At 65.0% G+C, this 24,337-nt stretch carries 15 protein-coding genes; 6 read left to right on the top strand and 9 right to left on the bottom strand.

Going from position 1 to position 24,337, the window contains the following annotated elements:
• Window positions 1-97: 97 nt before the first annotated feature.
• Window positions 98-1,399, bottom strand: a complete 1,302-nt coding sequence (ugpB, locus tag QGV54_RS08955) for a sn-glycerol-3-phosphate ABC transporter substrate-binding protein UgpB (protein ID WP_281020138.1) — start codon at window positions 1,397-1,399, stop codon at window positions 98-100.
• Between the two features lie 264 nt (window positions 1,400-1,663).
• Between ugpB and QGV54_RS08950 the strand changes: the two genes are divergently transcribed.
• Complete coding sequence (locus QGV54_RS08950) at window positions 1,664-5,515, top strand: molybdopterin-dependent oxidoreductase (RefSeq protein ID WP_281017185.1); 3,852 nt, start codon at window positions 1,664-1,666, stop codon at window positions 5,513-5,515.
• 25 nt (window positions 5,516-5,540) lie between these two features.
• Here QGV54_RS08950 and QGV54_RS08945 read toward each other — a convergent pair whose 3' ends face one another.
• On the bottom strand, window positions 5,541-6,011 hold the full coding sequence (locus QGV54_RS08945; protein WP_348637708.1) for an Lrp/AsnC family transcriptional regulator: 471 nt from the start codon (window positions 6,009-6,011) through the stop codon (window positions 5,541-5,543).
• A gap of 154 nt (window positions 6,012-6,165) precedes the next feature.
• On the opposite strand from QGV54_RS08945, the gene QGV54_RS08940 reads away from it, so the two are divergent.
• Window positions 6,166-8,532 (top strand): hypothetical protein, encoded by a 2,367-nt coding sequence (locus tag QGV54_RS08940; RefSeq protein ID WP_281017187.1) that lies wholly within the window; start codon window positions 6,166-6,168, stop codon window positions 8,530-8,532.
• Here the strand turns inward: QGV54_RS08940 and QGV54_RS08935 are convergent, their stop codons facing one another.
• Entirely contained in the window at window positions 8,533-10,371 is a 1,839-nt protein-coding gene (locus QGV54_RS08935) for an ABC transporter ATP-binding protein/permease (RefSeq protein ID WP_281017188.1), read from the bottom strand.
• A gap of 103 nt (window positions 10,372-10,474) precedes the next feature.
• Here QGV54_RS08935 and QGV54_RS08930 point away from each other — a divergent pair, with 103 nt between their 5' ends.
• The 3 genes from QGV54_RS08930 to QGV54_RS08920 all read left to right on the top strand — a co-directional run bounded on the left by QGV54_RS08930 (window position 10,475) and on the right by QGV54_RS08920 (window position 14,070).
• Window positions 10,475-11,314 carry a DUF1848 domain-containing protein gene (locus QGV54_RS08930; protein ID WP_281017189.1) on the top strand — a complete coding sequence of 280 codons (840 nt, stop codon included), beginning with the start codon at window positions 10,475-10,477 and terminating at the stop codon, window positions 11,312-11,314.
• An 84-nt stretch (window positions 11,315-11,398) separates the two neighbouring features.
• On the top strand, window positions 11,399-12,661 hold the full coding sequence (locus tag QGV54_RS08925) for a sarcosine oxidase subunit beta family protein (RefSeq protein WP_348637709.1): 1,263 nt from the start codon (window positions 11,399-11,401) through the stop codon (window positions 12,659-12,661).
• Between the two features lie 104 nt (window positions 12,662-12,765).
• The gene (locus tag QGV54_RS08920; protein ID WP_281017192.1) at window positions 12,766-14,070 is read left to right on the top strand and encodes an adenylate/guanylate cyclase domain-containing protein; all 1,305 of its coding nucleotides are present in this window, start codon (window positions 12,766-12,768) and stop codon (window positions 14,068-14,070) included.
• A gap of 154 nt (window positions 14,071-14,224) precedes the next feature.
• Here QGV54_RS08920 and QGV54_RS08915 read toward each other — a convergent pair whose 3' ends face one another.
• The 4 genes from QGV54_RS08915 to cofC all read right to left on the bottom strand — a co-directional run bounded on the left by QGV54_RS08915 (window position 14,225) and on the right by cofC (window position 19,694).
• Complete coding sequence (locus QGV54_RS08915) at window positions 14,225-14,503, bottom strand: TMEM165/GDT1 family protein (RefSeq protein ID WP_281017193.1); 279 nt, start codon at window positions 14,501-14,503, stop codon at window positions 14,225-14,227.
• Window positions 14,504-14,598: 95 nt separating this feature from the next.
• Window positions 14,599-16,362, bottom strand: coding sequence for an adenylate/guanylate cyclase domain-containing protein (locus QGV54_RS08910; protein WP_281017194.1), 1,764 nt, complete (start codon window positions 16,360-16,362; stop codon window positions 14,599-14,601).
• A 228-nt stretch (window positions 16,363-16,590) separates the two neighbouring features.
• Entirely contained in the window at window positions 16,591-19,020 is a 2,430-nt protein-coding gene (gene cofH / locus QGV54_RS08905; RefSeq protein ID WP_281017195.1) for a 5-amino-6-(D-ribitylamino)uracil--L-tyrosine 4-hydroxyphenyl transferase CofH, read from the bottom strand.
• Entirely contained in the window at window positions 19,017-19,694 is a 678-nt protein-coding gene (gene cofC / locus QGV54_RS08900) for a 2-phospho-L-lactate guanylyltransferase (RefSeq protein WP_281017196.1), read from the bottom strand. The genes cofH and cofC overlap by 4 nt, the downstream gene beginning before the upstream one ends.
• 129 nt (window positions 19,695-19,823) lie before the next feature.
• Between cofC and QGV54_RS08895 the strand changes: the two genes are divergently transcribed.
• A complete protein-coding gene (locus tag QGV54_RS08895) occupies window positions 19,824-20,882 on the top strand; it encodes a TIGR03617 family F420-dependent LLM class oxidoreductase (protein WP_281017197.1) in 1,059 nt (352 codons plus the stop codon).
• Between the two features lie 102 nt (window positions 20,883-20,984).
• Here the strand turns inward: QGV54_RS08895 and QGV54_RS08890 are convergent, their stop codons facing one another.
• Entirely contained in the window at window positions 20,985-21,941 is a 957-nt protein-coding gene (locus QGV54_RS08890) for a flagellin (protein WP_281017198.1), read from the bottom strand.
• 20 nt (window positions 21,942-21,961) lie between these two features.
• Window positions 21,962-24,052 carry a flagellar hook-associated protein FlgK gene (gene flgK / locus QGV54_RS08885; protein WP_281017199.1) on the bottom strand — a complete coding sequence of 697 codons (2,091 nt, stop codon included), beginning with the start codon at window positions 24,050-24,052 and terminating at the stop codon, window positions 21,962-21,964.
• Window positions 24,053-24,337: the final 285 nt, after the last annotated feature.

Genomic DNA, 24,337 nt, shown 5'->3' with positions numbered 1-24,337 from the left:
TTCGGAAGCAGGTATCAGGTGCAGAAGGCATGCCGCCCCGCAGGAGAGCCTGCGGGGCGGCCACCATCTTCGGCGCAGGTCTTGCGCGTCAGGCTGGTCAGTTGGTCTTCTCGAACTTCCGCAGCAGGCTGTCGCCACGGGCCTTGGCGTCGTCCATGGCCTTCTGTGCTGACTTCGTGCCGGACCAGATCGCTTCCATCTCCTCGTTGATGATGTCGCGGATCTGCACGAAGTTGCCGAACCGCAGGCCGCGCGAATTGGCGGTCGGCGTGTTCAGGCTCAGCTGCTTGATCGCCGTGTCGGTGCCGGGGTTGGACTTGTAGAAGCCCTGTTCCTGCGACAGCTTCCAGGCCGCCGTGGTGATCGGCACATAGCCCGTGGACTGATGCCAGTCGGCCTGGATCTCCGGGCGGGAGAGATACTTGAAGAACTCGGCGACACCGCGATAGTCGGCGTCATCCTTGCCCCGCAGCACCCACAGGGTCGCGCCGCCGATGATGGAGTTCTGCGGCTTGGAGACCACGTCCGACAGGTACGGCAGCATGGACTGGCTGAAGTCGAACTTCGCCTGAGACTTGATCCCGGCGTAGTAGGCGGAGGAATTCATCCACATGGCGCATTCACCGGTGGTGAACAGGGCCAGGCTGTCGCCGCGACGGCCGCCGTACTTGAACATGCCCGACTTGCCCGCATCGGCAACCCGCTGCAGCAGGCCGGTGATGGTGCCGTTGTTGAAGGTGAACTCGGTATCCAGCCCTTCGAAACCATTCGACTTCGTGCCGATGGGCAGATTGTGCCAGGCGCTCATGTTCTCGACCATCACCCAGCTCTGCCAGCCGAAGGAGAAGGCACAGTCGTGTCCCGCCGCCTGCAGCTTCTCGCCGGCTGCGAACATCTCGTCCCAGGTCGCCGGAACCTTCTCCACGCCGGCCTTCTTCAGCAGGTCATTGTTGACCCACAGGACCGGCGTCGAGGAATTGAAGGGCAGGGACAGCAGGTCACCGTCCGGGGTCTGGTAGTAGGAAACGACTGCGGGCAGGTAGTCGGCCTGGTCGAAGGCGACGCCCGCATCCTTCATCACATCGGTGACGGGCTTGATCGCGCCACCGGCGGCCATCATGGAGGCCGTGCCGACCTCGAACACCTGCACGATGTGCGGCTGCTCACCGGCGCGGAAAGCGGCGACGGCGGCGGTCATCGTCTCGGTGTAGTTGCCCTTGTAGACCGGCTTCAGAACGTAGTCGGACTGGGAAGCGTTGTACTTGCCGGCGATCTCGTCGACCTTTTCCCCGAGCGCGCCACCCATGGCGTGCCAGAACTGGATCTCGGTCGCGGCCAGTGTGGCCGTGGACCAGGCAAGCGTGGCCGCAGCAGCCACAAGACCAATGCGCGTCTTCATCGGAATCCCCTTTGTGATCGGTACCAATCGGGACAAGAGGTACGGCGGGGTCGTTTCGGGCCGATGACGTTTCGGGGACATTTTTGTTTCAGGCAGCCGGCACGGCAGATTTGTTTCTGATAATCATTGGCAAGAAAAACAAAGAGATTGATTATCAGTTACCAAAGTATTCGTCACACAGACATCACCGAAAAATTGACCAACTGCCTCAACCAAACTAATTCTGGTTATCAGGAAGATCCGGGGAAGTTGGGGAACTGAAACATGCCTGCCGACACTTTCCGCTCCACCACCGACATCGCTGAACTGCTGGCCATGAGCGCGGCGGATTTCGTAGCCGCCGTCGCCGACAATCCGGCACTGCGGCAGGATGACAGCGTGCGCCTGCGCCATGATGCGCTGCGCAACCGGTCCAGCGTCTGCAGCTATTGCGGTGTGGGGTGCCCCTATACGGTCGAGCCTGACGCAAAGGGTATTGACCGGGTGGTTCCGATGTCGCCGCTGGGGCTCTGCGTCAAGGGCAAGACGTCGCTGATGACCGGTGGCGATGCGGAACGCGCGACACGGATGGTGCGTCGCGGTCTGGATGACGACCGGATTCGCGTGCCGATGATCCGTGGCCATGACGGCAAGATGAAGGAAGTATCCTGGGACGAGGCGCTGGACCGCGCCGCCTGGCTGTTCCTGCATGCCCGCGAATGGGTCGGTCCCGATGCCGTCGCCATCTACGGCAATGGCCAGAAGATGATCGAGGCGATCTGGATGGCCAGCCTGTACAAGCTGGTGTTCCGCCTGCCGACCATCGGTGCCAATTCCGAACACTGCCTGACCAGCGCCGGTGCCGCGCACCAGCTGAACTTCGGCAATGAGGCGAGCTTTACCTGGAGCCAGTTCGACGAGATCGAGGGCTGTGACGTCGCCGTCATGCACGGCACCAATCCCTTCGTCACGTTCCCGCAGGCCTACGAGAAGATCAAGCGCAACAGGCACGCGATCAAGGTGGTGATCGACCCGACCCGCAGCGACACCGTCAGCGACCTGGAGGAGGATGATCCGCGTACCATTCACATCCGCTTCCGCCAGGGTGGCGATGTCCTGTTCAACCTCTCGGTCGCACGGGTGATCCTCGACAATGGCTGGCAGGATCAGGCCAGCCTGGACAAGCGTGTTGATCCCGACAGCATTGCCGCGTTCCGCAAGCTGGTGTCGGAAGACCGCTGCGTGCCGGAGGAAGCGGCCCGCCGCATCGCCATGCCCGGGCAGGACATCGCAGAACTTGCCGCCACCATCCGCCGCTATGCCGAGCTGTGTGCGAAGCCGGACGAGAGCGGGTACCGGCCCAAGGTCGCCTTTGTCTCCAGCATGGGCGTCAACCAGTCGACCGGCAGCTACGGCTTCTCCACCAACCTCAACCTGCTGCTGCTGACAGGCAATGTCGGGCGCAAGGGCGCCGGTTCCATGCGCATCGCCGGTCAGTCGAATGCCACCAGCGAGCTGATGATGGGCTTCAACGGCCGCAAGCTGGTGTTCAACCATGACCCGGCCGAGGCCAGCCATCGGCAGGCACTGGCCGACATCCTCGACATACCCATCGACAACATTCCCGACCACAAGGGGACACCGGTCTCCCAGATGGCGGAGGATGACCGCATCTACTGCTTCATCTTCGTCGGTACCCAGATGACCAAGAACATGCCGCGTGTCGGTCACTGGACCCGCCGCATGGGCCGGTCGTTCAATATCGTCATCGACAGCTTCCTGGGCGAAGGGGTGCTGGACCATGCCGACGTGCTGCTGCCAGCCATGACCTATGTGGAGCGGACAGGCGTCATCCAGCGCGGGGACCGCACCCTGCAACTGCAGCAGCAGCTCAGCACCCCGCCGGAGAAGGCCTGGGCCGACGAGCAGATCCTGGCCCGACTGGCGGTGAAGATCGCGGAGCGGCTGCGCAATCCCGACACGGCGGAACTGAACGATCTGGACCCGGACGTGGTGCACCGCACCTTCGCCCGTTATCTGGACAATCAGGACCAGATCATGCCCGACCGGGTGTTCGACCATCTGGTGCAGGTCAGCCGTGACCTGGACATGTATTGCCGTCTGGAGAATGCGGAGGGGGAGGCGATCAGCCACGACATGCTGCGCGCCAACGCCGGCATGGGCGTGCAGTGGGGTGGCAACGGCCGATACAACGTCGAGAACAGCTCCGGCGAGATCTTTCCCGGTCTGCATCAGGACACGAAGACGCTGGCCCGGCTGGTCTGCCCGCCGGACGACTTCATGGCACGGCTGGAGGCGGATCTGCCCCCCGGTACCCTGTCGCTGATCAGCGGTCGCGGACGGCCCGGACGTCAGGCACTGCGGGGCAGGGGACGTTACAACTCTGGCATCAAGACCCTGCCGATCTATGGCCTGGACCCGGACGAGCATCACGTCGAACTGCACCCGGACGAGGCGGCGGCGCTGGGCCTTGAGGAAGGGATTGCGACGCGCATGGTCGCCGGTCATGGCGCCGTGATCGCCCAGGTGGCGCTGAATGACCGCGTCGCCCGTGGCACGGCCTTCATCGACTTCGTGCCGGGGGAGGTGAACCGCCTGACGGATTACGTGGAGGCGGACCAGTTCACCCACCAGAGCCTGATCAAGCGCACCCCGGTGCAGCTTGCCCCGCTGCGCCCGCTGGAACTGGCTCTCTGGTCGGCCCCGGACGCGGCGGCGCTGAACCGCTGCATCGACATCATCTTCGCCGACTGGCGCGCCACCTTCCCCACCGACGAGGACTGGGTGGCAACCCAGCGCGACGACCGGCACGGCATTCACTGGCTGCCGTCGGACCAGTTGCGCGATCCGCAGACCGATGCGGCACGGGAACTGAGCGAGGCCGTCGGCGCCGTCACCGCCTTCTTCCAGCGCTATTCCTCCGATCCGGGCTACAAGGCTGCCGCCGGTGACCTGCTGCGCGGGCTGGACGGGGAACAGCGGGACCGCTTCCTGCTGGTCTATCTGCCGCTGCTGCGCCGCCTCGACTACCAGTCGATCATGCACCCGATCCTGTCCGATTTCGTCGGCGGCGTGACCGTGGTGGATGAGGCGGGCAATGAACAGACCCTCGACCTGCTGTCGGCGCACAAGAGCGCGGTGCTGGAGTTCAAGGAAGAGATCGTGGCGATCCAGCTCTTCGTTGCCGCCAAGCGCGGTCTCGACCTGCTGTTCGGTGCGAATGCCACCATCCGCCGTGATGATCTGGCCTTTGTCAGCGGGGTGGCCATTCCCTGTGCCGGTGACGTGCCGGCGCATTTCCTGGGCATCTCGCCGGCGGAGATCGGGTCCGCGCTGCTGGTGCATTCCCGCGCCATCGGCAACAGCGCCCTGCTGATGGTGGACCGGAAGCGCAACCGCGCCGTCCGTGTCGATGTCATCACCGGTGTGCTGCCGAAGGACCGTGAACTGACCAAGCTGCGCGGCATGGTGATCAACCGCAAGCGCGCCGCGACGGGCAAGGAGCATTGCCGCTTCTTCGACCGGCTGGGCGAACTGATCGTGGACTATGTGCGCACCGGTGATGCCAATTTCGAGATCTCCGGCCCCGTTGATCTGGACTGGGAAGAATACCGGGAGAAGCTCTCCTTCTCCCCCGCCAACAAGTCCGGTTTCGTGAAGTACCTCGTGCACCAGAAGATCTCGCCCGAGCTTGCCGACGCCTTTGTCGCACTCGGCATCATCGACGCCACCAAGGATGCGAAGGCGATCGAGGAGATACGCGCCTGCACTGACCGGGACACGCCGTCACCGGCCCTGTTCGACCCGGACCAGCTCTATGCCGGCACCCTGGCGGAACGGGTGGAGCGGGTCATCGCGCCGGTACTGGCCAATGACGGCGGACGGCTGGATGTGCTGGAGATCGACGAGGGGATCGGTGAACTGCGTGTCCGCTTCGTCGGCAGTTGTTCCAACTGTCCCTATTCGCTGCTGTCCATGGAACAGATCGTCAAACCCAGCCTGCTCGCCATTCCCGGTATCCAGCGCGTCGTCCACCGCGCCAAGGCCCGTGAAGGCGAAGTCTTCAAGCTCGCCCCCGGCGCGAAGGCAGAGGGCGGGATCAGGGCGCAGACCTGATCCGCGCCACCTGCCCGACAGGGCATCACGGACTGCGCGAAATGCCCGCCTTCACCCGGCGGATGGGAATGGAGGATTCGATGGAGGCGACGCCGTCGATCTTCACCAGCCGTTCGATCATCAGTTCCTCGAACTCCTTCAGGCCCGTGACGGCGATGCGCAACAGGTAGTCGCGGTTGCCGGTCATCAGCCAGCAGTCCACCACCTCCGGGAACAGGGAGATGGCGCTCTCGAAACTGCGCAGGGCGTGATCGACCTGGCGGTCCAGCTTGACCGAAACGAACACCGACATGGTGTAACCCAGCGCCGCCTCGTCGATCAGCGCGACATAGCCCCTGATCACGCCGCTGTCTTCGAGCTGCTTCAGGCGACGGATGACCGGTGTGGCACTCAGCCCGACCCGCTGGCTGAGTTCGGCGGCGGTGATCCGACCGTCCTTTCCCAACTCCCGCAGGATTCGCAGGTCGATCTCGTCCAGTTTGGTGGAAGTCACCAGAAAATCCTTCGTTGCCGCCGATAACACCATATCCATGAACAGGATAAGCTGCATTCGCAAGAAATCACTTCGGCCATGGTGATATGCTTTGCCTGCTGCGCGGCGTGCTGACGGCATCCGCCAGGCCGACGGGAACGGTATGGGGACAGGCACCATGAATGCACGGCACAGCCATCTGAAGACCATCGAGCAGCGGCTGCTCTGGCTGTCCCACTGGATGATCCACAATGCCAACCACCTGCGCCCCAAGGAGGGCGGCATCAAGATCGGGGGCCACCAGGCATCTTCCGCCTCCATGGTCTCGATCATGACGGCGCTCTACTTTTCCGCCCTGCGGCCCGAGGACCGGGTGGCCGTGAAGCCCCATGCCTCGCCGATCTTTCATGCGATCCAGTACCTGATGGGGCAGCAGACCCGGGCGCGGATGGAGAATTTCCGCGGCTATGGCGGCGTGCAGTCCTATCCGTCCCGCACCAAGGACGTGGATGACGTGGATTTCTCCACCGGCTCTGTCGGTCTCGGCGTGGCGATCACCTCCTTCGCGTCACTTGTGCAGGACTATGTTTCCGCCAAGCCGTGGGGTGCGGAGGTTCCGCTGGGGCGCATGGTGGCGCTGGTGGGCGACGCGGAACTGGACGAGGGCAATGTCTACGAATGCCTGCAGGAAGGCTGGAAGCACGATCTGCGCAACACCTGGTGGATCATCGACTACAACCGCCAGTCCCTGGACGGGATCGTGCGGGAGGGGCTGTTCGGACGGATCGAGAAGATCTTCGAGGCGTTCGGCTGGGATGTCGTGCGCGTCAAGTACGGCCACCTGCAGCGGGCCGCCTTTCAGGAGCCGGGAGGCGAGAAACTTCGCGCCTGGATCGACGACTGCCCGAACCAGCTCTATGCCGCGCTGACCTTCATGGGCGGTGCGGTCTGGCGGCAAAGGCTGATGGATGCGCTGGGCGATCAGGGCGACGTCACGGCGCTGATCAACCGGCGCAGCGATGCGGAACTGGCGGCACTGATGGAGAACCTGGGCGGCAATTGCGTGCAGACCATGGCGGAAGCCTTCGACGCCATCGATCACGACCGCCCCGTCTGCTTCCTGGCCTATACGGTCAAGGGCTGGGGCACGCCCATCGCCGGCCACAAGGACAACCATGGCGGTCTGATGAACAAGACCCAGATGGCCGAATGGCAGCAGCACATGGGCGTTGCCGAGGGGGAGGAGTGGGAGCGGTTCGCCACCGTCGCCGACCCGGAGGCACTGCAGGCCTTTCTTGATCAGACTCCGTTCTTTGCCCGGGGACGGCGGCGCTATTCGGACAGGGTGATTGCGTCACAGGAGATCGATCTTGCCGTGCGCGGGGAGATTTCCACCCAGACCGCATTCGGTCGGATTCTGGATCAGCTTGCCAAGGGCGACAGCGATCTCGCGGACCGGATCGTCACCATGTCGCCTGACGTGACCGGCACCACCAGCCTCGGCCCCTGGGTCAACCGCCGCAAGCTGTTCGCGCGTACCGAACAGGCCGATACCTTCATCGCGGAGAGCATCCCCTCCACCGCGAAGTGGGAGTTCGCGCCGGAGGGGCAGCACATCGAACTGGGCATCGCGGAGATGAACCTGTTCCTGCTGCTCGGCGCGGCCGGGCTGTCGCATTCCCTGTTCGGCAAGCGCCTGCTGCCGGTCGGCACGGTCTATGACCCGTTTGTCGCGCGCGGTCTCGATGCCCTTAACTATGCCTGCTACCAGGATGCGCGCTTCATGATTGTCGGCACCCCGTCCGGCATCACGCTGGCACCGGAGGGGGGCGCGCACCAGTCCATCGGCTCGCCGCTGATCGGCATGGCACAGGACGGCCTTGCGGCTTTCGAGCCCGCGTTCGTCGATGAACTGGCCATCATCATGCGCTGGGCCTTCGCCTACATGCAGAACGACGGGGAGGGGGACCCGGATGAGCGGACCTGGCTACGCGACGAGACCGGCGGCTCCGTCTACCTGCGTCTCACCACCAATCCGCTGGAACAGCCGGGCCGACGCCCCAACCCGGATTTCGCCCGGAACGTCATCGACGGTGCCTACTGGATGCGCCCGCCGGGGCCGGGTTGTGAGCTTGTCGTGGCCTATCAGGGCGCGGTGGCGAACGAGGCCATTGATGCCGCCGGAAAGCTGGCCCAGCACCATCGGGATGTGGCGGTGCTGTCCGTCACCTCCGCCGACCGGCTGAACGCGGGCTGGACCGCGGCGCAGCGCGACCGCAGCCGTGGCAACCGCCGCGCCAGCAGCCATGTGGAAACGCTGTTCTCCGCCCTGCCGGCCCATTGCACGGTCCTGACCGTCACCGACGGCCATCCCGCGACACTGTCATGGCTGGGTGCCGTTGGCGGTCACCGGACCATCCCGCTTGGGGTGGAACACTTCGGCCAGACCGGCACCGTCGCCGATCTCTACCGCCACTTCGGCCTCGATTCAGCCTCCATCGCCCGGTCCGCCAACAATGCCCTGCGGAAACCGGGGGAGCGGTGACTACTCGGCCGCCGCCGTGGTGACCGTCTCGGGTGTCGTTGTGGCTTCCTCTTCGCGTTCCGCCTGCTGGCGTTGCCACATGGCGGTGTAGAGGCCGTTCCGGGCAAGCAGGCTGGCGTGGCTGCCGCGTTCCGCGATGTGGCCCTGGTCGAGGACGATGATCTCGTCCGCCTCCACGACCGTGGAGAGCCTGTGGGCGATCATCAGGGTGGTGCGGCCCTTCGAGACATCGCGCAGCGCACGCTGGATCTCCCGCTCCGTCGCGGTGTCGAGGGCGGAGGTGGCCTCGTCGAAGATCATGATGCCCGGATCCTTCAGCATCATGCGGGCGATGGCGACGCGCTGCTTCTCGCCGCCGGAGAGCTTCAGGCCGCGTTCGCCGACCATGGTCTTCAGGCCGTCGGGCAGATTGCCGATCAGGGCGCGCAACTGGGCCTGGTCGATGGCGCGGTTCAGGGCCGCATCGTCGGCGGTCAGATCGCCATAGCGGATGTTGTGTTCCAGCGTGTCGTTGAACAGCACCACGTCCTGCGGCACCACACCCAGATGCCGGCGCAGCGACTTCTGCGTCACGCTGCGAATGTCCTGGCCGTCGATGCTGATCCGCCCGGCACCGACGTCGAAGAACCGGAACAGCAGCCGGGTCAGCGTGGACTTGCCACCACCGGAAGATCCGACCACGGCGACCGTGCGGCCCGCAGGCACCTCGAAGGAGATGCCGCCCAGCACGGCCCGGCGCGCGTCATAGCCGAACTGCACGTCCTCGAACCGCAGATTGCCGCCCTCGAACCTGAGGGCAGGGGCGTTCGGTGCGTCCTCCACCTCCACATCCTGGTCGATCAGACGGAACATCTTCTCCATGTCCGCCAGCGATTGCTTCACCTCGCGGTAGACCATGCCCAGCAGGTTGAGCGGCATGTAGAGCTGGATCAGGAAGGCATTGACCAGCACGAAGTCGCCGATGGTCATGCGGCCGTTGACGACGCCGTTGGCGGCCATGGCCATGACGATGACCAGTCCCAGCGCTACGATGAAACCCTGGCCGGTGTTCAGGAAGGCGAGGCTGACCTGGGACCGTACGGCGGCCTTCTCGTAGCGCGCCAGGCGGCCGTCGAAGCGATCAACCTCATAGTCCTCATTGGCGAAATAGCGCACGGTCTCGAAGTTCAGCAGGCTGTCGATGGCGCTGCCGTTGGCCTGTTCGTCGCGCTTGTTCATCTCGCGCCGGATGCCGATGCGCCATTCGGTGACGATGAAGGTGAAACCGATGTAGCAGACCACCGTAGCCAGCGTCGCGACCGCGAACCAGACATTGTACTCGATCACCAGGATGCCGCAGAAGATCAGCGCCTGACCGATGGTGGGCAGCACGTTGAAGAGCGCCATGCGCAGCAGGAAGTCGATGGCCTTGGCACCCCGGTCGATGACCTGATGCAGCGCGCCTGTCCGGCGTTCGGTATGGAAGCGATAGGACAGCTCATGCAGGCGCTGAAACACCCGTCGCCCGACATTGCGCGCCGCCCGCTGGCCGACAGCAGAGAACACCGCATCACGTGCCTGCGCCAGCCCCTGCTGCAGCACCCGCGCCGCGCCATAGGCAATCACGAAGGCCACGGCCACCATCAGGGTCTGGGTGGTCCCGTCCAGCGCATCGACGGCATATTTCAGCAGGAACGGCACCCCGGCGCCCGCCGCGATCGACCCGGCAAGACAGAGTGCCGCGATGAAGATCCGCAGCTTCGGTCCCTTTTCCCCCGCAGGCCAGAGATAGGGCAGCAGCCGCAGCAGCACGGCCCATTCGAGCGGGCCGGTGGGTTCACTGGATGTGCTTTGGCGCAAGGGAGACTCCGGGAAAGGACTTCTGGCGAAATGGGGCGGCAGGATAGGCTTGCCAAGTGTCCGGCGATAGTCCGGTGGCCCGGACTGGCCTATATCGGGCAGCATGATCATCTCCGCCAGCTATCGCAGCGACATTCCGGCGTTCCATGGCGCGTGGTTTCAGGCGCGTCTGCGGGACGGGCATGTGGATGTGCCCAACCCCTATGGCGCGAAGCCGTACCGCGTGTCGCTGCGACCCGGGGATGTGGATGCCGTGGTCTTCTGGACCCGGAACACGCGGCCGTTCCGCGACGGGCTGGGCGCGGCCCGCGCCGTGGCTCCCTTCATGGTCACCTACACGGTGACCGGCTACCCGGCGGTGCTGGAGCGTGGGGTGCCGCCGGTAGAGCATGCGGTGCGGGAGATCGCCTGGCTGGCCGCAACGTTCGGGCCGCGTGCCGTCGTCTGGCGCTACGACCCGGTGCTCTGGACCGATCTGACATCACCGGCGTTCCATCGGCAGAACTTCCGGCGGCTGGCGGCGCAGATCGCGCCGCATGTGGATGAGGTGACCTTCTCCGCCGCGACGCTGTACGCCAAGTCCACCCGGAACCTGAAACGGCTGGCGCCGGACGTCGTCGTGGAAGACCCGGACGACGAGTGCAAGCGGGAACTGCTGTCCGCGCTTGGCCGGATCGCCGTCGATCACGGGCTGACACCCACGCTCTGCTCCCAGCCGCATCTGCTGGCCGACCCGCTGCGCCCCGCCGCCTGCATCGACGTCGCACGCCTGTCCGACATCGTGGGCACCCGGATCGGGGCGCGGCAGAAGGGCAACCGACCGGGATGCGCCTGCGCCGAGAGCCGCGACATCGGCCGCTACGACAGTTGTGCCCATGGTTGCGCCTATTGCTATGCGGTGCGCGATCACGCCAAGGTCGTGCTGGAGACAGATTCCGGCTGATCCTGTCGATTTCCGGCAGGGCGGGCGTGGCCAGCGACTGCTAGGCTGCAGCCGGGACGGGATGAACGGTGAGGGTGCCCGATGCTGGGTGAATATTCCGCGCTGCGGCTGCTGAAGGAAGGGCTGACCGGCAACCGGGGCTGGAAGATGGCCTGGCGCAAGCCGGAGCCGAAGCCGGCCTATGACGTGATCATCGTCGGTGGCGGCGGACACGGGCTGGCCACGGCCTACTACCTGGCGAAACTGCACGGCATCACCAATGTCGCGGTGCTGGAGAAGGGCTGGCTCGGGTCCGGCAACATCGGGCGGAACACCACCATTGTCCGCTCCAACTACCTGCTGCCGGAGAACAACCGCTTCTACGAGCATTCCATGAAATTGTGGGAGGGGCTGTCGCGCGACCTCAACTACAACGTCATGTTCAGCCAGCGCGGCGTGCTCAACCTGGCCCACACGCCGGAGCAGATGGACGCCCACGCCGTGCGCGGCAACTCCATGCGTCTGAACGGCATCGATGCCGAACTGCTGGGGCGGGAGGAAGTGGCGAAGCTCTGCCCCGGTATCGACATGTCGATGGACGCCCGCTTTCCCGTTCACGGCGGCCTGCTGCAGCCCCGCGCCGGGACCGCGCGGCATGACGCGGTGGCCTGGGGCTATGCGCGCGGTGCCGACCGGCTGGGCGTGGACATCATCGAGAACTGTGAGGTGCTGGGCTTCCGTCGCGACGGGGCAGGGCGCATCAACGCCGTCGAGACCACGCGCGGCGAGATCAAGGCGGGCAAGATCGGCGTCGCGGTGGCGGGCAACTCAAGCGTCGTGCTGCTGCAGGCGGGCCTGAACAACCTGCCCATCGAGAGCCATGTGCTGCAGGCCTTCGTGTCGGAGGGACTGAAACCCCTGATCCACACCGTCGTCACCTTCGGCGCCGCCCACCTCTACGTCTCCCAGTCCGACAAGGGCGGGCTGGTCTATGGCGGCGACATCGACGGCTACAATTCCTACGCCCAGCGCGGCAACCTGCCGGTGGTGCACAATGTCCACGGGCTGCTGGCGTCCCTGTTCCCCAACACGCGGCGGCTGAAACTGCTGCGCAGCTGGGGCGGCATCATGGACATGACCATGGACGGCAGCCCGATCATCACGAAGAGCCCCATCGACGGCCTCTACGTCAACGCGGGCTGGTGCTACGGCGGGTTCAAGGCCACTCCGGCGTCAGGCTGGTGCTTCGCCTGGACAATAGCCCGCGACGAACCCCACGACCTCAACGCCGCCTTCACCCTCGACCGGTTCCAGCGCGGGCACATGATCGACGAGACAGGGCACGGCCCGACGCCTGCGCTGCATTGATGAGGGGCAAGGCGGGTCGACGCGCCCGGGAAATTCCCTGATACGAGGAACGCCAGTCGCTACCTTCCGGTATTGAACAGTCACAGAAAGATCGGGTTCCCGCCGTGAGCCAACCCATTGATCCTGCGCCGAGCATTGGCGAACCCTTCCCCCTGAAGCGGCAGTTCCGCCGTCGCTTCGCTCCCGCTCTGCTTGTATTCTTCGCCCTGTCCCTGCTGATCATCGGACTCACGGCGCGTGAAGCTGTGGAGGCCATCTATCTCGAGCTGGCACAGCGACGTGCCCAGACAATCGAACGCTCGGTTCGGGAAAACGGGGGAGAGGCCTGGCAGGCGCTCATGTCCGGTCGTTCGATTGCCCAACTGCGGGAGTCCGACGACGCAGCAGGACTGGCACAGGCGTTCGAAACCGAAGTCGAGCGTCAACAGCTTCCCGAACTCAAGGTCTATGACCTCAACCGTGTGGTGCTCTACGCAACCCATGCGGAGGAAATCGGAACACGTGAGGCCGGCGAGGCCCTCCGCGAGGCGATCAGCGAAGCCCAGCCAGGCCTCGTGACCAGGACCTTGCCCAGTGGGGAGAAGCAGTACGAGTTCTACGTGCCCGTTTACGACGATGATGGGGTCCTGCGCGCTGTCTTCGAACTCTACGAACCCGTCAGGTACCTCGACGATATCTACATCACGTCGGCCATTCCCATCATTGCAGTCCTGGTCCTGCTGTTCGTTGTCCTGGGCGTTGCGCTTGATCGACTTGTCATCCGCGCACAGAGGGATATCGACGCGCGGTCCAACCTGATCGGTGCCTTGCGCCAGCGTCTGGAGTCCCTGGTCTCGGCGACAGCCGCGGATGCGGCACGGGCGGCGGCAGGTGGCAACGAGATGGCCTCCAGGAAGCTGACAACGACACTGTTCTTTTCCGACATCCGGGATTTCACCGGGTTCAGCGAACACCACTCTCCAGAGGACGTCGTGGGGTTCCTGAACGCGGTGATGGGGCTGCAGGTCGATATCCTCGCGCGACATGGTGGCGACGTGGACAAGATGATTGGCGATGCCATCCTCGCCCGCTTCGACGCCGCAGATGGCGCAGCGCGTGCAGTTGCGGCGGCGCGGGAGATACAGGCGCGGGTCAGCCAGGCGCAAATGCCCCGCCGCATCGGCATCGGGATCTTTCGGGGCGAGGTGATCTCCGGTGCCATCGGTCCGGAAACCCGACGCGACTTCACCGTGATCGGCGATGCAGTGAACATTGCTGCAAGACTGTGCACAGCTGCGCAGGCCGGGGAAATCGTGGTCGAGGCCAGTCTGGCGGACGCGCAATTCGGCGCACCCGAGACCGTTACGGTGAAGGGGCGGGAAGCTCCTCTCCAGATTCGCCGTCAGACAATCGACGCAACGGCTGCTTGACCTACAAGCAGGGCCCTGTCGGTCAGGGAGACCGCAGCCCGATCATCACGACAAGCTGCCCCATCGACGGCCTGTACGTGAATGCGGGCCACCGCACGCGAAGAACCCGAAGACCGACGCCTGCGCTGCATTGAGCGGTCTCAGGGCTGCCTTCTCATTTCCCGGCATAGTGGCCCCAGATGGTCAGCAGGCCGATGATCACGAACCCGGCCCCCGCAATGAGCTTCAGGGGGATCATGGTCAGGTAACGTTCCGCCACTGTGCCAAGCGCCACGGCGATGGCGGTGGATGCAACCAGGGCCAGCGAAGCAGCCATGAAGATCAGCATGGGATGTTGCTGCTTGTCGGTGGCGAACAGCAGGGTGGCGAGCTGGGTCTTGTCTCCGAGTTCCGCAAGAAAGACCGTGGCGAAGATCACAGCCAGATGTTGCATGGGCGTTCTCCGGGGGAACCGGGGCAACAGGACGGCGACACGGTCAACAGGTTCCCCCAAGGGTCAACCGTTGCTCGCCAGGGAAACTGCAGCGTCTAGATGCCAATGGTGGCGGTACGGATCTCTGCAAGACGGGCGTTGCAGGCCGCATCGCTGTAGGGTTGCCAGCCGCGGCGACTCTCGACGAAGCCTGGACTGATCCCGTCGCATTCGGCAATTGCGCCCCGCGCACCGTCGGTGTCTCCCTGCATGACGAGCCCGAGGGCGAGGATGTAATGCGACGCCGGTTTCCCGGCATCCTTCCGAATCGCCTCTCGCGCCACCCTGACCGAGGCTATGTAGTCGCCTGCGACAAGGTAGGCCCGCGCCAGAAACGCCAGCTGCGTCGGCGACGAAGCGTCTTCCGGGCAGAGCGCCTGTGCCCGTTCCATGTGGGATATCCCGGAAATATCCCCTGCAAGGTCCGACTTGTTGCCGAGCGCGTGCAGGGTATAGGCGTCGTTGGGATTCAGTCTCACCGCAATACCCGCCTCGGCGATCGCATCCTCGACCAGGCCCAGAAGCTGGTAGGCCGTGCTCAGCTCATGATGCGCCCAGGCCGAGGCGTCATCATGGGCAACGGCCATTCTTGCCGCATTCATCGCCTGTTTCAGGGTCTGGTCGATGTCGGCGCAGTCGCCATTAATGGCGTCGACATTATGGGACATGGCCAGACCGGCATGGGCCTCCGAGAAGTCCGGCTGCAGTTCGATGGCCCGGGAGAACAGGGCACGCGCCTGCGCCGACGATTCAGCGGTGCGCCGCCGCACCAGGGGCTTGGCCCGCAGGCACAGCGTCCAGGCATCCAGGTCTTCCGGTTTCCTGAGCGCCGAGCGTTCCAGTTCGGCCCGGTCCAGCTGCGGGGCTACCACCGACGCTATTGCCTGCACGATCTCGTCCTGCATCTGAAAGATGTCCTCCAGATCACGGTCGAACTTCTCGGCCCAGACATGATGGCCGTTCTCGCAGTCGATCAGCTGAGCGGTCGCGCGGACGCGGGACTTCTGCTTGCGGACGCTTCCTTCCAGGACATAGCGCGCACCCAGTTCCCGTCCCACGGTCCGGACGTCGAAGGACTTGCCCTTGTAGGCAAAGGAGGAATTCCGCGCGATGACATCGAAAGAGCGCCAGTAGGTGAGAGCGGTGATGATGTCTTCGGTCAGCCCGTCCGAGAAATAGTCTTCATCCGAACTGGCGCTCATGTTGTTGAAGGGCACCACCGCAATGGCCGGGCGTTCGTCGGCCGCCTTCGGGTCCTGCGGAGAGGCCTTCGTCCTGTCAGAACCGGTATCCGTGGCTCCCGTCCAGCGCCAGGTCCGGATCGGGCGGTCGATATTCTTGAACTGCTGCAGCCCGCCATCCTCGAAAGGGTATGCCAGCTTGCCGAGGGTCTGCTCATGGATCGTGTCGGAGACCACGACGCCTCCGGGCTCGGCCGAGGCTTCCAGCCGCGCCGCCACATTGACGCCGTCGCCGAAGACATCCTCACCATCGGCGATCACATCTCCCAGGTTGATGCCGATCCGGAACATCATCTGCTGGTCCTGGGGCCGGCCTGCGTTCCGTTCAGCCATTTCCCGCTGGATATCCACTGAACACTGCACCGCATCGACGGCACTGGGGAACTCGACCAGAAGACTGTCCCCGGCTGTGTTCGCGATCCGTCCGCCGAATTCGGTTATCCTGGGATCGATCAATTCCCTGCGGTGCTGCTTGAGGATCGAGAGGGTGCCGACCTCATCAGCGCCCATCAGGCGGGACCAGCCGACAACATCCGCTGCCACGATTGCAGCGAGTTTCCGTCTCGTTCTGGAAGTCATCGGTGCGTTCCGTCCCTGCTGATCGGGTCGTGCATGTTCGTTACCGGTCTCCACAGCGGTGCACTTTCGCTGACAGAGATACAGGATTGACCTACCCGCCTCAATTCAGAAGCGTCCGGAAAATCAACTGGTTGCTGACGATTCCGCGTCGATCATACAGCATGGGGGTGGTCGCTTCCCGACACGGGGAACCGGCTTGAGAACGTTGGACCCCGGCGCGCGAATGAATCAATCCCCGCCGCTGATCTCCCTCAAAGCGGCCTCCAGTCCTGGCCTTACCAACCGGCTCGGGCGCTGATCGCGGTCGTAACGGGTGGCCGGGGTGTTGACCACCTCCTCCAGTGGGGCGGCCTGTCGGGAGCGCTGGGTGCGGCTTTCGGGGGCGGTCTCGTAGGTGGTGGTGCGCTGGCGGACGGTGCGGCCTGACTGGCGGATCAGATCCTCCATCATGTGCGGCGGCATCTCCTCCCCATGCGCGGCACCGGCGGCGCGGGTGATGGTCTCGTTCATCAGGGTGCCACCAAGGTCGTTGGCGCCGGCGGCGAGGCACGCCCGCACGCCCGCCGGACCCATCTTCACCCAGCTTGTCTGGATATTGTCGATCAGACCGTTGAACACCAGCCGGGGCACCGCGTGCATCAGCACCGCCTCCCGGAACGTCGGACCCTTGCGGGCGCGACCCTTGAGGTAGATCGGTGCCTCCATATGGACGAAGGGCAGGGGCACGAACTCGGTGAAGCCGCCGGTCTCCGCCTGCAGGTCGCGGATGCTCAACAGGTGCCGCGCCCAGTGACGGTAGTGGTCGATGTGACCGAACATGATCGTCGCCGTGGTGCGGAATCCGACCCGGTGGGCGTCGCGCATGACGTCCAGCCATTGATCTGTACGAAGCTTGTCCGGACAAAGGGTTGTGCGTACTTCTTCATCCAGAATTTCAGCTGCAGTGCCGGGCAGGGTGCCAAGACCGTGATCCTTCAGCCGCTGCAGGAATTCGGCGACGGGCAGGTCGAGGGTTGCCGCGCCCTGGGCCACTTCCAGCGGGGAGAAGGCATGCACATGCATCCCGGGTGCGGCCTCATGCACCGCGTCCAGGATGTCGAGATAGGTCTGGCCAGTATAGTCGGGGTGGATGCCCCCCTGCATGCAGACTTCGGTCGCGCCACGATCCCAGGCCTCCCGCACCCGGCGTCGGATCTCGTCCAGGCCGATGTCATAGGGGCGGCCGCGCAGGTTCTCCGACAGCTTGCCCTTGGAGAAGGCGCAGAACTGGCACTTGAAGTAGCAGACGTTGGTGTAGTTGATGTTACGCGTGACGACGTAGGAAACACTCTCGCCGCTGACCCGCTGGCGCAGCGCATCCGCCGCCTGCACGACGGCCACGAAGTCGGCGTCGCGGGCACGGAACAGGCGCACGATCTCCTCGGGCTCCAGCCGCTCCCCGGCAACCGCACGGTCGATGATCGGTTTCAGGGTGCCGGAGGGACGCATGGCGGGAAGGTCAGGGATCGCGTCATGCTCCCCTGGCGACCAGGCGTCATCGCGCACCAGTCCCTGTCCGTCGGTACGGTCCAGCACCGCCTTGTGGAACGCCGGATCGAGCCAGCGGTCGGCGTCTTCCATGTGTTCGGGATAGACCGGCAGCCGCTGCGCCAGCCGCTTGCCGCCCAGCGCCGTCTCCAACCGCAGCTTCTCCAGATGCGGCCAGGGGGCTTCGGGGTTCACGAAATCCGGCGTGACCGGGGAAACGCCGCCCCAGTCGTCGATGCCGGCACCGATCAGGCGCGGCAGCACGCCGGGGCTGAGGTTCGGCGGGGCCTGCACATGCATCTGCGGCGCGAAGAGCAGCCGCGCCATGGCAATCGTCCAGCAAAGCTCGTCCAGATCCGGTTCCGGGGCATCGACCATCTTCGTGCCCGGCTTGGCGCGGAAGTTCTGGATGATGACTTCCTGCAGGTGCCCGTGGCGGTCGTTCAGGTCACGCAGGGCGAACAGCGCGTCCAGCCGTTCCGCCCGCGTCTCGCCGATACCGATCAGGATACCACTGGTGAAGGGCACCCGGGCCTCTCCTGCGGCATCCATGCAGGCGATGCGCAGGGCCGGGTCCTTGTCGGGGGAGCCGAAGTGCGGCTTGCCGCGTTCCATCAGGCTGGGCGCGGTGCCCTCCAGCATGATGCCCATGGAGACGGAGACCTGACGCAGCCGGTTCAGGTCATTCAGATCCATCAGGCCGGGATTGAGGTGCGGCAGCAGCCCGGTTTCCCGCCAGACCAGCTCCGCCATGGCGTGCAGATAGTCGAGGGTGGTGGCGTAGCCCAGCCGCTCCAGCGCTTCCCGCGCCGCGCGGTACCGCAGCTCCGGCTTGTCGCCCAGGGTGAACAGCGCCTCGTTGCAGCCCGCCGCCGCGCCCTTGCGCGCGATCTCCAGCACCTGCTCCGGCGAGAGGAAGGCGGCCTCGCCCTTCTTCGGCGGCTCCGCGAAGGTGCAGTAGTGGCAGACATCCCGACACAGATGGGTCAGCGGTATGAAGACCTTGCGCGAATAGGTCACCGTGTCGCCATGGTACGCATCGCGCCGGGCGGCGGCCCGCGCCATCAGATCGGCCAGCGGCAGCTCCGCCAGCGCATCGATCGTCGCGCGATCGGGCAGTTCAGCACTCATGCGCCAAGGTCCCGCGCCTGCTTCGCCAGCAGCCGTTCGGCAATGCCGTTCTCCGTCAGGAACCGGTGAGTCCGCGTGGTGTGCGGCAGGTCGAGGAACTTCAGCACATCCTCCGGCGTGTCGATGTCCAGGCCCAGGCCGGGCAGGGGGCGGATGCTGGGGGTGATACCGATCTTCTCGGCCTCCTGCAGGTGGGGGCCAAAGCTCTCATGGCCGAAATGGAACCGGATCAGGTCCGGTGGTGTCGCGACGATGCAGTTGGTGCCACGCCGGTCATGTGACGGACAGAGTGTCAGCGCCGGGTCGGAATTGCCGTTCAGGGCGATCAGCCCGTCGACCTCGAACACGGTCAGGGCCGGAGCATCACCGGGAATCGTCACGATACCGCGTCCGCCCTTCGCCAGCACATGATCGACGCCACGCTGGACAGCCGCCGACTGCCCTTCGTTCAGCGGCTCCTCCACCAGCTCCGCGCCATAGCGCTCGGCGAAGGCCGCCGCCTTCGGCTCCCGCGAGATGATCACGATGCCGCTGGTCCGCCTGCACTGCACCAGGGTTTCGAACACGTCGGTCAACATGGTCTCGAACAGGCTTCGCCGTTCCTGCGGTGAGAGCTCACCGGCAAGCCGCTGCTTCGCCTGATCCATGTTCTTGATTGGCAGAATGATCCACATGGACCTCTGATCCACCTATTCCTGTTTCCTCCCCAACTGGCGCGGTATCATACATGCGGCAAGGGCCGCGTCCATGAGCAGAACCCTCCGGTTGCTGCATCCGGCCCCTGCGTTTGATGGGGAGAGAGAATGAAAGTCCAGTTCGCGATGCAGGGGGTGCCCCTGAAGAATGCCGGTACCTTCGCCCGGGAGATCGAGGAAGCAGGCTATGACGGCATCGTCACGCAGGAGAATGCGAACGAGCCGTTCCTGCCGCTGGCCGTTGCATCCACCACGACAGAGAGCATCCAGCTCGCGACCGGCGTCGCCATTGCCTTTCCGCGCAGCCCGATGGTGGTGGCGGAGGCGTCATGGGATCTGCAGGCCGCATCCGGCGGGCGATTCGTGCTGGGCCTTGGCAGCCAGGTGAAGGGACACAATGAACGCCGCTTCTCCGTGCCGTGGAGCCCGCCCGCGCCGCGCCTGAAGGAATATATCCAGTCCCTGCATGCCATCTGGAAGTGCTGGGCCGAGGGGGGGCGGGACCTGGCCTTCATCGGCAAGCACTATTCCTTCACCCTGATGACGCCCAACTTCACGCCGGAGCCGATGGGCCATGTCGGCGCGCCGGTGACCATCGCCGCGGTCGGCCCGGCGATGATGCGCGTGGCAGGCCATGTCTGCGACGGCGTCCGGCTGCACGGCTTCTGCACCCGGAAATACATCGAGAACGTGATCATGAAGGAGTTGGAGACCGGTTTCGAACGGGGCGGACGCAGCCGGGAGAACTTCGAGATCTCCGGCGGCGGCTTCATCGCCACCGGCAAGACGGAAGAAGAGGTCCGCAAGATGTACGACTGGGTCCGTTACCGGGTCGCCTTCTACGGCTCCACACGCACCTACTGGCCCGTGTTCGAACAGCATGACCTGCTGGACCTGGGCGAGAAGCTGCATCGCATGTCGGTGCAGCAGCGCTGGGACGAGATGGCGGCGGAAGTCTCCGACGACGTGGTCGACCTGTTCTGTGCCCATGGCACCTGGGACGTGATCGCCAACCGCATCGAGGAACGCTTCGGCGGCCTGTCCGACTCCATCGGCTTCCAGACTGCCGCAGGCGAGGAACCGACCCTGATCGACCCGGACGTGCTGCAGGACATCCAGAAGATCGGCACGACCTTCAAGGGCTATGACCTGAACCACGCGGCCTGATTTCGGAAATTCGTGGCCCGGTGTACGGCGCACCGGGCCACGGTTGCTGCGCCGCTGTGGCGCCCCTGCAGTATTTCAAGCAAGCGTGTCAGTCGCTGTTCGCTAAAGCAGGTTCACCAGGCTCAACTGGCGCATCTGGGCGATCATGCGGAAGCTGGCTTCCAGGGCGACCTGCTGCTGGTTCAGGCGCAGGGCGGCTTCGCCGAGATCGGCGTCTTCCTTGTCGGCGATGAGTTCGGAGAGAGTGATCTTCTGGTCCTCGATCCGGGTCTGCACGTCCTCGACGGTGCGGATGTTCAGCGCATTGTCGGTCGCGGCGGTCTTCATCGTGTCGATGGCCCCCAGCACACGGTCCAGTTCGCTCTGCAGGAACTCGGCCTGATCATTGGTCAGCTGCTGGTCCAGGTCTCCGGCGGGGGCGAATGCGCCCGCACCGGCGGGCAGGGTGCCGGCATCGAACATCAGGATGCGCTGCATCGCATGCAGAAGCTCTTCCCCGACCTGTGAGGCCGTATTGCCGACCGTCACGGAGGTGCGCTCGTCCAGGCGGATGCTGTTCGGGTCGCCCTGATCGTTGAAGAAGTTTCCGGCGGGCGGCTCGGCGGTGGCGATCAGGTCCGCCGTGGTTTCGATGGCCAGCGGCTGCTGGTCGCTCTGCGTTCCGCCGAACAGGAAGCGTCCCTCGAAACGGGTGTTCATGATGGACGCGGCCTGCTGGAACAGGCTGTCGATCTCCGTCACCAGCCCCGTGCCGTCGCCGGTGCCGCGGGCAGTGAACAGGGCGTCGCGCAGCCGGTTCCCGATACCCTCCAGCTCCGTCAGGCTGTGGTCGAAGGCATTCAGGCGGCCGGAGATCGACTTGTTGCTCTCGTAGAAGCCATCCAGCCGGTTCATGATGGAGTGGGAACTGAGCAGCGATGACGTGCCGGCGCCGAAGCCCTTCACATCATTGTATTTCGTGCCGGTCGCGACCTGACGCTGGGTTTCCACCAGGTCGGTCTGCTGACGCAGCATCTGCTGGATCATGGCTTCGCTGTTGCCGAAGGAACCGATACGCATGGTATGTGGCCTCCCTTTCCCTAGATTCTCAGCAGGGCGTCAAACATCTCCTGCGTCGCGGATATGACGCGTGCGGAGGCGTTGAAAGCCGTCTGGAAGGTGATGAGGCGGGTCATTTCCTCATCCAGATTGACACCGGAGACTTCGCTGACCCGCTCACTGAGTTCGTCGCGCAGCGCCTGGCGATCCTCTGCGCGGATCGCGATGTCCCGGGCCGCCTGTCCGACCCGGCCCAGCAGTTCCGAACCGATCTCCGACAGGGTTGCCGTCATCGCGGGCAGGCGACCGGCGCCGTCGAAGCGGCTCTCCGTGCTGCCCAGGTCCTGCAGCGCGATGGCACCGGCATTGTCGCCGATGCCGACTGCCGGGGTGCCGGCTGCATTGACCCTGGCCAGGGCGATGCCTTCCGGGTTGCCGGAGACCGCGCTGGAGACACCGAAGCCGGAGGCGACGGACGCAACGGCTGCGCTGCCAAGCCCGAACAGGTCGGAGGCCGAGACCCCGGTGGTGCCGCGGGCGCTGCTGTCGGCCAGCACCTCGACGCGGAATGCGGAGGCGGCAGCAGCCGGTGTCGCGGTCAGCTTGCCCGCACCGTCCAGCGCGAAACTGACGAGGCCGGAGAAATTGGTGTTGAGCTGGTTCACCATGTCACCGACCGTGCCGCCGATTGCCGCGAAGTCCATTGTCGTGGTGACGGCACGCTGGTTGGCCGGGCCGATCAGGCTCAGCGTCATCTCGCCGGTCATGCCGTGGCCTGTCGCGGCGGTCAGACCGGTGTCGAAGGCGGGGCCGGTTCCGGTGCTGACCAGATCGTTGAGGCCGAAGCGGTGAGAGAAGCCGCGCCCGCCATTGTCCGACGGTGTGGTTGCGTCCTGCTGGATGGCGACACCGCTGGCACCACCGGCTGCGGTGAAGCTCATGACGCCATTGGTCAGGCTGAGGGTGCCCTGTCCGCCCAGCCCGGCGTTGACGGCGTTGACCGCATCCTGGATCGTGCCGCCGATTGCGCCGAAGTCGATGGTTGCAGAGGCCGTGACGGCGTTGTTGGCGTCGAAGGCATGGAACGTCGCGATCCCCGTGAAGCCATGCGGGTCGGTCGCCACGGCACCCGTGTTCCGGCCCGTCAGGGTGGCGGGCGGCGGCACGGCGGTGAAATCATTGTGGACACGGTTCAGTTCGTCCGCGACCTGACCGGCCATCGCACCAAGCTCGACTGCGAGGTCGTTCAGGTTGGTGTCGCGGATATCAAGCAGTCCCCGCAGTTCGCCTGAACGGATGCTGGTATCGATGGACCCGTTGACGGCGGACGCCTGGCCGGTCGCCGGGTCGATCCGCTCGATCGTCAAGGGGGGAAAGGTCTGACCCGCGATGGCGGCTTCGTTGGGCACATGCACCAGCCGCCGGGCCGCATGGTCGACCAGCGGCAGACCGGCGTTGGTGGAGACCGCGAGAATGCCGTTGCCGAGTTCGAAGGTCCGGATGTCCATCAGGCCACCCAGCTCGTCCAGCTTCCGCGCCCGCTGATCCTCCAGGGCGTTGCTGTCGGCCGTATCGGGCATGCGGGAGATCTCGCGGTTCAGGGCGTCGATCTGCTCGATCAGGTCATTGATGGTCTGCACCGTGTCACCGATGCGCTGGTCGGCCTGGCGCTGCAGGTCCCGGACGCCGTCAGAGACCAGGTTGAGATCCTCGTCCAGCCGCTGCAGCGCATCCAGCATGCTGTTGCGCGCGGCTGTCGTCTCCGGATTGTTGGCCAGGGCCGAGGCGGCATTGAAGATGTCGTCCAGGCGGGACACCAGCGTGCGGTCCTGTGTCGGATCGCCCAGCAGGGCCGTCAGCTGCTGCTGGAGTTCCTCCATCGCCTCGAACCGGCCGGACTCAGCCGCCGCGATCCGGAATTCCTGGGACAGGAAGCTGTCCGCAATGCGTCGCACCTCCGAAACCTGAACCCCGACGCCCTGGCCGCCGACGACACGAACCTCCTGGACGGGTTCCTTGCGGGCATAGCCTTCCGTATTCACGTTGGCGATGTTGTCGGAGACCGTCGAAAGCCCGACCTGCGCGGCGATCAGGCCGCTTGTTCCCGCGCTCAGAACACCATTCAGGCTCATGACCGTTCCTCCCCGCCTGCGGCAAGGCTTGCCGGGCCGACGGCAGCTTCAACCCGGGGGCGGCAAATCATGCCGGGTACCTTGTGGCACTGCATTTCTGGCTCAACCGATTGAAACAAAATCATTTTTCCGCCGACTTCCGGGTTGGTTGCGATGGCTGTGCATCTGTTCATGGTGGGGACAGTGCACAGGGTGGACCAGATGGCCGGCGGGGCACGGAAGCCGCATCTCCGCACTACCGTGTGTCCGAGCGGTTCCGCTATCCTGCCCCTGGGCCGAAGCGGC

Origin of the sequence: Minwuia sp. IMCC3060 (assembly GCF_029909435.1) — a bacterium.
Lineage (GTDB): Bacteria > Pseudomonadota > Alphaproteobacteria > Minwuiales > Minwuiaceae > Minwuia.
The sequence above is the reverse complement of the archived record's forward strand: the minus strand, read 5'-3'. Positions and strand labels throughout refer to the sequence as shown.